Below are 9,950 nucleotides of genomic sequence, written 5' to 3'. Positions count from 1 at the left end.
GTCCGGGGAAGGCGTCGAGGAGGCCCTGCGTCGCCCGAAAGACGCCGCCGTCGACGCCGACGTCCTGGCCGTAGACGAGCACGTCGTCGTCGCGCTCGAGTTCGGCGTGCAGCGTCTCCCGAATAGCTTCGACCATGTTCAGTCGGTCGGTGTCCTCGAGATCCGCCTCAGTGGCTTCCGCCGTCTCGCTAGCACTGCTCCCGTCACTAGCGCCCGCGTCCGCCGCCGATGACCCTCCGTCACCTCGCTGGCTCCCCTCGGCTGGCGCGACCGTGTGCCCGTCGTTCGCGACGAACGCCTCGCGCTGGCGCTCGAGATACGGTGGTCGTTCCGCGTGCGCGTAATCGAACATGTCCACCGGCTCGGCGGTCGCTTCCGTCTCCCGGGCCGCCTCGAGCGACTCCTCGAGATCCGTTTCGATCTCGGACTCGATCGAGTCGATTGTGTCGTCGTCGAGAACTCCGCGTTCTCGGAGGTAGCGTTCGAACCGCAGAATCGGGTCGAGCGGCTCCCACGACTCCTCTTCCTCGGTGGTCCGGTAGACGGAGGGATCGTCCGCCGTCGTGTGCATCTCGCGCCGGTAGGTCGTCGCCTCGATCAGCGTCGGCACGCCGCGCCGAGCGCGCTCGAGCGCTTCCTTCGTAACCGCGTAGACGCCCAAGATATCGTTGCCGTCGACCTGAATCGGCTCGATTCCCGCGGCGACGGCCTTCTGGGCGAGGGTCGCGGCCCGCGTCTGTTTCGACAGCGGCGTCGAGATCGCGTACTGGTTGTTCTGGCAGAAGAAGACGGTCTGGGCATCGTAGACGCCGGCCAGATTCATCGCCTCGTACACCTCGCCCTCGCTGGTCGCACCGTCCCCGAAGTAGGTGAGCGCGACCGACTCCGTCTCGTTCATCGACTCCGCCCAGCCGATTCCGGCTGCGTGGAGCGGCTGAGTCCCCACGGCGATCGACGGCGGCATCATCGGTACGTCCTCGGGCGGCTCCCCGCCCTCCTCGAGCCCCATCCCGTACTCGATAATTTCCTGAGCCGACCCGCCGCGGGCCAGCGCCGACGGATGTTCGCGGAACGCGGGCACCGTCCAGTCGGTCTCGTCGAGCGCCGCGGTGCTTCCGACCTGGGCGGCCTCCTGTCCCGTCGCGGGCGCGAACGTCCCAAGTTCGCCACGTCGTTGGAGGGCGATCACCCGCCGGTCGAGTCGCCGCGATCGCTTCATCGTCCGGTACCACTCGAGCAGGCGCTCGTCGTCGATTTCGGGCTCGAGGGACTCGTCGACCCGCCCCTCCTGATCGAGCACCTGGACGCGATCGATCGAGAACGCGGCGACCTGAGAGCGCGGCATATCGCTGGTACGACGGTGGGCCACTTAGTGCCCGTCTCGGCCATCGCGTGGCCGGCGCTCGGCGCTGCTGTGGGGTCGTTGGGAAGGTGACTGCACGCTCGGCACGATCGCTCTCGACTCGAGTCGCAGAAAAATCGACGTGAAATCGGCTGCGTTGACTGTCCGCGTTACTTCGCGCGGCCTTTACCGCCGTTGTTGGACGGACGGACCTTCTCTGCGCCTTTGCCGCGGTTGTTGAGGCCGCGGTTCGACTTGCCGGCGTTGGTGAGTCCGCGGAACGCGCGGTTCGTGTGGTTGTCGTCGCAGATCCAGTTGAGATCGTCGTCGTTCTCGATCGCGGGGTGGTTCGGATCCACGAGGATCATCTCGAACCACTTCTGCGAGCCGTCTTCCCCGACCCAGTAACTGTTGAGCACGCGCAGGTTGGGGTACTTCCGGGAGACGCGCTCCTCGCCGATGCGCTGGATGTTCTTGCGCCGCCCGATGCGGTTGACACCCTGGCGCTTGGAGCGCCGACCGGCCTTGTGTCGCTGTTTCCGGGCGGTCCCTTTGCGGACCGAGACCCGGGTCACGATGATGCCCTGTTTCGCCTTGTAGCCGAGTTCGCGCGCCTTATCGAGTCGCGTCGGGCGATCGATCCGTTCGATCGCGCCCTGCTCGCGCCACTCCTGCTTGCGCTGCCACTGTAGCTCCCCGAGCTTGCCGTCGTCGGGGTCCTTCCATGCGTCCTTGATGTGGGAATAGAAGCTTTGTGCCATTGTATTCACCCGCGGGCGTTGCGTGGTTCAATCCCGACCGGGGCGCGTGCCCCGCGGATCACATCCCGACCTGTGACACCGCGTCGTACAGGTGCCCGCTGATGCCCGCGCGAACCAGCGAGTCTACCGAACCTACCCAACTCTCGAGTATAAGGGCTTCGAACTCCGATGCGGAACGGTGCCGGCGAGACGGGTGAGCGCCCGCCTATCGCGTCGACCTATCGCACCGCGACGCGCTCGCGCACGCCGCCGGGCGTAATTCCGTTGACCGTCGCGAAGACGGCTCCCAGGACCAGCCCGTAGACGAGATGACCGAGGCCGAACACCAGCGCGCTGAAGAGCTCCGCCGTGGCTCCCGAAACGGGGAGGAACGGCAGCGGCAATGCCGCGACGCCGGCCCGTTCCATCGCCAGCGGAAACACGACGCCGCCGGCGAAGAGCCCGATGACCGCACCGAAGGCCAGTCCGATGATGACGTAATCGCCGAACGAGGTGACCAGCTGCTGGACGAGCGACCTCGAGGCGATCACGGCGAACAGTAGCCCGAACGCGATGCTAATCATCAGGTGAATCGTCCAGCCGACGCCGGCTGCCGTCCCGGGATCCGTCGCGAGCCCGCCGAGCAACTCGATCTGGTTCCCGCCGAGGTGGAGAACCAGTCCCATGGCGATCCCGGCGACCAGTCCGCCCGTGATGCCACCTCCCCATACGCCGACCCTGTCGAGGGTTTGTTTGCTATTTTCACTCATGGGTTGTAGTACGGATGCGTGCGTGTTTAATGCTCACATTATCCGTCTTTCGAGAAATTGGATCGGATCGATAGTTTCATCGTCGAGACCGATTCCCACCGGTTCGCTCCCACTCAGCAGGTCAGTGAATCGGAAGCAGAATATGAGGGTCACGGATCAATCCACTGTTATGACTATCACAATATTTTTCAACTGATTCGTGGAGGACAGTCTCGGATCAAGAGACGATGCAACCATTAGTAACGATGATTGCCGAGACCAGCAGGATTTGCCCGCCTCCGGCTTCGTCGCTGCCTCGAGCAGCAGCCGAGACGAACCACAGCCGTCCGGTCAGCCGTTCGCCCGCGCCGCGCAGGCGCCACACTGGCTCACCGATGACAGGGACGAACCCGTTCGCGGTGACGACGGATGACTGACGACGATCCCACGACCCGGCCGACTCGTCGAACGGTCCTCGAGGCGTTCGGAACCGGCGTCGCCGGTACCGTCGCGTTCTCCGGAACCGCTGCTGGGCTCGAAGGGACTCTCGTCGGCGACGCGCTCGAGGGAGTGGTGACCGTCGGCGACACGCTCGTCGACGACGACCTCGACCTCGAGAGCGACGTCCTTCAGGAGGTGCTGATCGTCTTCGAGTCGACCGCGGACCTCGTCCGACTCGAGGCACTCGATGTCGCGGTTGCGGTCGGCTTCGACGTCCTTCCGATCGGCTACGCCGAACTCCCGGGATCGCTCATCGAGACCGTCGCCGGCTGGGACGCGGTGCGGTACGTCTCGTCGAACTACGACCTCGAGTACCACAACGACGACGCCCGGGAAGACGCGAACGCCGACGCCGTACAGGCCGGCGAGGGTCTCGAGACGCCCTACACCGGCGATAACGTTCACGTCGCCCTCATCGATTCAGGGATCGACGGGTCCCACCCCGATCTGCAGGCGAACGTCGCGGCGAACTACCAGTACGTTGGAGTCCCCGTCGTTCAGGACGACCCGCTCTGGTGGCAGGACGTCGGCGGTGTCGACACGGACGCGAGCGGTCACGGGACCCACTGTGCGGGCAGCGTCGGCGGGACCGGCGTCCGGATCGACGGCGAGTACGCCGGCGGGGCTCCGGACGCCGATCTGACGATGTACGCGACGGGGCTGGGGCTGTCGATCGTGTTCATCGTCGCCGCGTACGACGATCTGCTCCGCCGACAGCGCGAGGGAGAGCACGACGTTCAGGTGGTCTCGAACTCGTACGGACCGGCACAGGACGACCGTTCGTTCGTCCCCGACGATCCCGTCAACGTCGCGACGTGGCACGCCCACGAGGCGGGGCTCCTCCCGGTCTTCTCGGCGGGCAACGACGGCCCCGATGCGGGAACGCTGAACCAGTACGCGACGGCCCCGCACGTTCTGGGCGTCGCGGCCACCGATGACGAGGGTGCCGTCGCGGATTTCTCCTCGCGTGGCCGTCCGCAGGACGGCTCGTACGACGCCGATAATTATGACCGCGGAGCGGCCTACGAAAACCTCACCGCGTTCCACGAGGGATCCCCCGAAGAAGAGATCGACGGGCCGCTGGGCGTCTACCGGAACGGCGTTGCCGCCAAAGGCGAAGACGTAACGAGCACGCTCGATCCCTACGACGCGTTGAACCTCACCACACCCGACGAAGCGCTCTACTACGGCCCCATGTCCGGCACCAGCATGTCCTGTCCCGTCACCGCCGGCTGCGCCGCGTTAGTCTACGACGCCGCTCTCGAGGGACAAACCGACGACGCGCCCGACCCGATTGACGTGCTCGTGACGCTCGAGGCGACCGCCGACGAACGACGGCTCGAGTCCTACACTGCGGAATCCGTCGGCGCGGGATACGTCGACGCCCACGCTGCGGTTGTCCGCGCCGAGACGGGCGACTTCGCGACGTTCGACGAAATCGAGATCGCGCCGAGCAGTAGCGAATAGCACCGGACGCGACTCGGCGGCGCGACGAACGCCGCACTGCGAGTCACGTTTGCATCGCCGGCTCGCTCCCGGGACATCCATCTTTTACTCGAGTGCTAATTTAGTCTACAAGAACGACTGTTCAGATATGTCGTTTAGATCGTTCACGGCCCTGTAAATGTCTGTTTCCCAGATATATGTAATGATTACTATATGTACTTCGACCGCATACTACACCTATGGTCTTTCACATCATCGACGCGATGACCGACGGGTTCTCCCGCACTACCGAGCGAAACGGACTCGTCTTCGTCGCCGTATTTGCCGTCCTCGCGCTGTTGAACGCGTCCGTCGCCCCGGTCGAAACCGAGACTGCCATCGGCGTAACGCTGACCACGGGTCTCGTTGGGCTCCTCACCGGACTGCTCTCGTTCGCGATCGGGCTCGCGACGATCGCTGTCGCCATCGTTGCGCTCCGGACGTTTGCCTCCGACGAAACCGAGACGATCCCCCGCGAGTTCCGCCGCCGGAAGATCGCCACCGCCACGCTCAACGCCTTCGTCGGGACGATCGTCTTCGTCTCACTCGTCGCCGCCGGCAGCGTCTTCTTGCTCGTGCCGGGACTGTTCCTCCTCGTCACCCTCTACTACTGGAGCGCGTTCGTCGCGGTCGAGGATCAGAACTTCGTCCGGGCGTTCCGCAGCAGCTGGGCGCTGACCCGTGGAAGTCGCCTTCGCCTGTTCGGCCTCGGGATCGCCGTCGTCGTCCTCGGCCTCGCCGTCAACGCGACCGTCGCGATTCCGACGTTCCTGCTCGGCGGTGCTGCGGGACTCGTCCTCACGCAGGTCGTCGCCGCGGTCGTCACGGTGTACATTATCGCGACCACGGCCCGCGCGTACGACCAGCTTCGGGGCCTCGAGCACCCCTCTGAGCCGGAGCCGCGACAAGGATCCGCCGGGATGGCCGCCTGAGTCGCTCTTCGGGTGCTTCGAACGGTCGCTCCTCGAGCGGGCTATCATCACGCCTCTCTGAATTTCATATATCAGTATATAATTTATTGATCCGAACGGGGGGCCGTATTCCGCTAATACGCTTGCAGACCGATCGGTTTCGAGAACGTTGCTCGAGGCCGTCTGGTAGGCGAGCCGCATACTGAACGGGGAGGTGAGCGTTTTTCACGGTGAACGTCATCGTTCACTGGCGTTTCCGGGAGTCTCGTCTGATACCCTGCACTCCGTCACCCGTAGACGGAGTCGAGACGCGCGGCTCCGACATCGGGGAGAACCAGCTCGACCCCTCAGAAAATCAGGGGTCTCAGACGAAGTCGGCGACCGTCTCGAACGAATCGTCGGCGATCGCCTCGGCGAGATCGTCGCTCGCGAGGGCGTCGGGGACGTGCTGGGGGTACTTGCGCCGGAAGTAGCCGACGATGTTCGTCAGATCGCGCCGGAGGAACTCGTCGGCGTTCTCGTGGTCCGTCGGGACGGCCTGAGGCCAGTCGAAGACCGTCACGCCCTCCTCGTTGACGAAGACGTTGTACTCGCTCATGTCGGCGTGGACGTACCCCTTCGCGTACGCGCGCGAGACTTCCGAGAGCAGGAGATCGAGGACCCCGAGCACCTGCTCGTCCTCGAGCCGGGTCTGGGAGAGTTCGACGCCGTCCATTTTCTCCATCACGATGGCGTGGCGGTTCTGGCCGATCGGCTGTGGCACCGCGACGTCGGGATAGAGTTCCTCGAGGATGCCGTGTTCGCGCTCGGCGGCCTTTCGGGCGGTGTACATCCAGGAGACGTGATCGTTCTCAGACGTGTAATCGCGCTCCTTGTGGACTTTCCGGAAGTTCGTATAGCCCTCGCGGTGATACTTCAGCGCCAGCGGCTTGTACGACTTGACCTCGTAGACGTCGCTCTCCTTGCCGACGCCCAGCGGCGAGCCGAACTCGGAAATGGTATCCTGTTCGACGAGCGCCCGCAGTGCCAGGGTATCGTAGCCTTCGAACTGGAGGGTGTAGCCCTCGTACTGGATCGTTTTCTTCTCGACCAGTCCGCGCTCGAGACAGCGCCCGAGCCGATACTCGACCTCCTCCTCGCTCAGATCGGAGAACTTCGGGAGCTTCTCCCGCTGGACCCACTCGGAGAACCGCATCCCCTGTTCGACCCCCGAGAGGAGATAGAAGTCCTCCGCCTCGAGTTCCGGGAGTAACCCGGCGACGTTGCGCACCATACGGGTGGCTAGCCGCCGGGTACGTAAAAACGGCGTGACGAGCGCTCGTACTCGGGGACGATCAGCGGTATCGGCGTTCGTACTTGGACCGATCGGCGGCATCGGCTTCGTACCGCGGTCGGGAGCGTGTCGATGCTCGCTCGAGGTGACGTGAACTGACTCGAGGTACCCGTTCGAAGACGGTCGAAACCGCGTTTCGGCCCCGAATAAACCTTTCAGTGCTATACGAAATGCCGGTGCCGTCGGAATCACTTTCCACCTCGTCCGCGTGGAGTCGGACATGACGGCACTGTCCGATCGGGACTGGCGACTGATCCGCGACGAGCCCCGTGACGGGGCGACGCAGATGGCCCTCGAGGAGATCGCTGCGCGAACGGCGCTCGAGGACGACGTTCGAACCGTCCGCACGTACTCGTGGGAGCCGAGCACGCTCTCGCTTGGGTACCGGCAGGACGCCGACACGGTCGACTGGGAGTTCTGCGAGCGCGAGGGGATCGACGTCACCCGCCGACAGACCGGCGGCGGCGGCATCTACCACGACCGACACGCCGATATTTCGTACACGATCGTGGCTCCCGCCGACGAGGTTCCGGGGAACCTGATGGACTGTTACGAACTGTTCTGCGAACCCGTTCTCGAGGCCTTCGATCGGATGGGCGTCGGCGCGGCCTTCGCGTCGGCCGAACAGGATGCGATCTACCAGCCCTCGTGCTATCTGCGGGACATCAACCCGGCACACGACATCGTCGCGCCTGCGGATGCGAGCGCGCAAGCAGAGAAGATCAGCGGCAACGCTCAGTACCGCCAGCGCGACGTCGTCATCCAGCACGGGTCGATCAGTTACGCCCTCGAGCCCCGGAAACACGTGGGGGTATTCGAGGCCGATCTCGCGGAATCGACGTTCACCGATCGGGTGACGAGTATCCGTGACGAGAGGGGGATCGGCCGCGAGGAAGCCGTCGACGCGATCGCGGGGGCACTCGGAGACTGGTGTGACGCCGCGGAGTCGACCTGGCGAGATGGCGAACTCGAGGCCGCTCGCGACCTCGCCGACCGGAAGTTCGGCAGTGACGCGTGGGTTCGGAATCGGGAGGTGCTCGAGGCGGACAACCAGTGACCGTCGGCGATCGACCGGCGTCTCGTAGACGGGCTCGAACGATTGCTGCGGTGGCGCGTGCTGTCCTGCGATGAACGACCAGTGAATCGCAGGAGAACACCGCGCGAGGGATGAGCGAACGTAGTGAGCGAATCGGCTGGGGAGGACGTGGTATTCCTAGTTGCCAGAAGCAGGTGACAGCTATTTACTCCGGTATGATATAAGCTATCTGTTCAAAATCGGTCACCGGTTCTCATACTGGCATTTAGGGATTTCCACACCCTCCCCAGCCGATTCGCTCGGTCATACTTCCCTCGCTCATCCCTCGCGCGGATTCGAGCGACGGTTTGCCAGTGGCGAACCGTAGCGCGGCACGCGCCACCGCACGTCTATCGGCCGGTATGGAGACATTGCCCGAACTCGAGGCGCTCCGTTATACCTATCACGACCCGGTACTGACGGGAATCCATGACGATGAAGGTCGGCGCACACGTTTCGATCTCCGGTTCGCGCGTCTCGTCCGACGAGGAAACACCGCCGTACGACGATCTCCGAAACGCGGTTCACCGCCAGACCGCGTTCGGCGGCAACTGTGGGCAGGTGTTTACCACCTCGCCGCAGGTCTGGGCACAGCCCGAGATCAGCGACGAGGCGGCCGCGGGCTTCCGCGAAGCGAGCGACGACCGACTCGAGGGCCCGTGGGTCATCCACTCGGCCTACCTCGTCAATCTCTGCACGCCGAAAGACGACCTCCGCAGGAAGTCCATGGAGAGCATGCAGGCGGAACTCGACGCCGCCGAACGGCTCGGGATTCCGTACGTCAACGTCCACCTCGGCGCCCACACCGGCGCGGGCGTCGAGGGCGGGCTCGACAACGCCGCGAGCGTCATCGACGATCTCGAGGTGCCCGACGGCGTTCGGATCCTCATCGAGTCCGACGCGGGCAGCGGAACCAAGCTGGGCGGCGAGTTCGAGCACCTCGCGGGGATCATCGACCGCACCGAGACCGATATCGGCATCTGCATCGACACCGCCCACACGCTCGTCGCGGGTAACGACCTGACGACGCCCGAAGCCGTCGACGAGACCGTCGGCCGCTTCGACGACGTGGTCGGACTCGAGCACCTCGAGTACATCCACCTCAACGACTCGAAACACGACGTGGGCACGCACAAGGACGAGCACGCCCACATCGGCGAGGGCTACATCGGCGAGGACGGCATGCGCGCGATCGTGAACCACCCGGAACTGCGGGATCTGCCGTTCGCGCTCGAGACGCCGACGGAGGACGGCCGCGGCTTCGCGTGGAACATTCAGCGGGTCAAAGAGCTTCGCGACGAGTAGCTGCCGTCACAGCCCTGTAGCGGATCCGAGAAATCGACCCGTTTTTACTCGAGACGCTCGAAGCGCCGTCCGTGCGCGAGTTCTCCGAATCCTATCTCAGTCGGACCCGCGAGGGGATGTGGGCCGATTCCCGCGACGCGCTCGAGCCGCTCGCCCTCGACTCTCGCGACCGGGTTCTGGATGCGGGCTGTGGGACCGGCGAGTTGAGCCACGTCCTCGCGGCGGAGTCGCCGGGCGAGGTGATCGGTTGCGACGCGGATTCCGACCTGCTCGCGATCGCGGACGAACACGTTCCGGTCGTAACCGGCGACGCCGTTCGGCTTCCGTTTCCCGACGACACCTTCGACCTGGTGGTCTGTCAGGCGCTCCTGATCAATCTCCCCGATCCCGCGGCCGCGCTCGAGGAGTTCGCCCGCGTCTCGACGGACCTCGTCGCGACCGTCGAACCCGACAACGCCGCGGTCGAGGTCGACTCGAGCGTCGACGCGGAGGACCGACTCGAGCGACGG

The 9,950-nt window shown here is 64.8% G+C and carries 10 protein-coding genes; 6 read left to right on the top strand and 4 right to left on the bottom strand.

Going from position 1 to position 9,950, the window contains the following annotated elements:
• The 3 genes from pdhA to PGX04_RS24955 all read right to left on the bottom strand — a co-directional run.
• Window positions 1-1,345, bottom strand: a 1,345-nt coding sequence (pdhA, locus tag PGX04_RS24965; protein WP_273740968.1) for a pyruvate dehydrogenase (acetyl-transferring) E1 component subunit alpha, incomplete at its 3' end; no start/stop codon positions are given.
• Between the two features lie 167 nt (window positions 1,346-1,512).
• The gene (locus tag PGX04_RS24960; RefSeq protein ID WP_273740967.1) at window positions 1,513-2,103 is read right to left on the bottom strand and encodes a 50S ribosomal protein L15e; all 591 of its coding nucleotides are present in this window, start codon (window positions 2,101-2,103) and stop codon (window positions 1,513-1,515) included.
• Between the two features lie 218 nt (window positions 2,104-2,321).
• Entirely contained in the window at window positions 2,322-2,852 is a 531-nt protein-coding gene (locus tag PGX04_RS24955) for a hypothetical protein (RefSeq protein ID WP_273740966.1), read from the bottom strand.
• Between the two features lie 199 nt (window positions 2,853-3,051).
• Between PGX04_RS24955 and PGX04_RS24950 the strand changes: the two genes are divergently transcribed.
• From PGX04_RS24950 to PGX04_RS24940, 3 genes are all read left to right on the top strand, one after another.
• Window positions 3,052-3,264 (top strand): hypothetical protein, encoded by a 213-nt coding sequence (locus PGX04_RS24950; RefSeq protein ID WP_273740965.1) that lies wholly within the window; start codon window positions 3,052-3,054, stop codon window positions 3,262-3,264.
• Window positions 3,261-4,799 carry a S8 family serine peptidase gene (locus PGX04_RS24945; protein WP_273740964.1) on the top strand — a complete coding sequence of 513 codons (1,539 nt, stop codon included), beginning with the start codon at window positions 3,261-3,263 and terminating at the stop codon, window positions 4,797-4,799. Before PGX04_RS24950 ends, PGX04_RS24945 begins: the two co-directional genes overlap by 4 nt.
• Window positions 4,800-5,017: 218 nt before the next feature.
• A complete protein-coding gene (locus tag PGX04_RS24940; protein ID WP_273740963.1) occupies window positions 5,018-5,749 on the top strand; it encodes a DUF7847 domain-containing protein in 732 nt (243 codons plus the stop codon).
• Between the two features lie 343 nt (window positions 5,750-6,092).
• On the opposite strand, the gene PGX04_RS24935 is transcribed toward PGX04_RS24940, so the two are convergent.
• The gene (locus PGX04_RS24935; RefSeq protein WP_273740962.1) at window positions 6,093-7,001 is read right to left on the bottom strand and encodes a serine/threonine-protein kinase RIO2; all 909 of its coding nucleotides are present in this window, start codon (window positions 6,999-7,001) and stop codon (window positions 6,093-6,095) included.
• 280 nt (window positions 7,002-7,281) lie between these two features.
• Here PGX04_RS24935 and PGX04_RS24930 point away from each other — a divergent pair, with 280 nt between their 5' ends.
• The 3 genes from PGX04_RS24930 to PGX04_RS24920 form a co-directional block, all read left to right on the top strand.
• Complete coding sequence (locus PGX04_RS24930; protein ID WP_273740961.1) at window positions 7,282-8,118, top strand: lipoate--protein ligase family protein; 837 nt, start codon at window positions 7,282-7,284, stop codon at window positions 8,116-8,118.
• 453 nt (window positions 8,119-8,571) lie between these two features.
• Window positions 8,572-9,441, top strand: a complete 870-nt coding sequence (locus PGX04_RS24925; protein WP_273740969.1) for a deoxyribonuclease IV — start codon at window positions 8,572-8,574, stop codon at window positions 9,439-9,441.
• Between the two features lie 71 nt (window positions 9,442-9,512).
• Window positions 9,513-9,950, top strand: a 438-nt coding sequence (locus tag PGX04_RS24920) for a class I SAM-dependent methyltransferase (protein WP_273740960.1), incomplete at its 3' end; no start/stop codon positions are given.

This window comes from Natrinema soli, assembly GCF_028618695.1.
The sequence above is the reverse complement of the archived record's forward strand: the minus strand, read 5'-3'. Positions and strand labels throughout refer to the sequence as shown.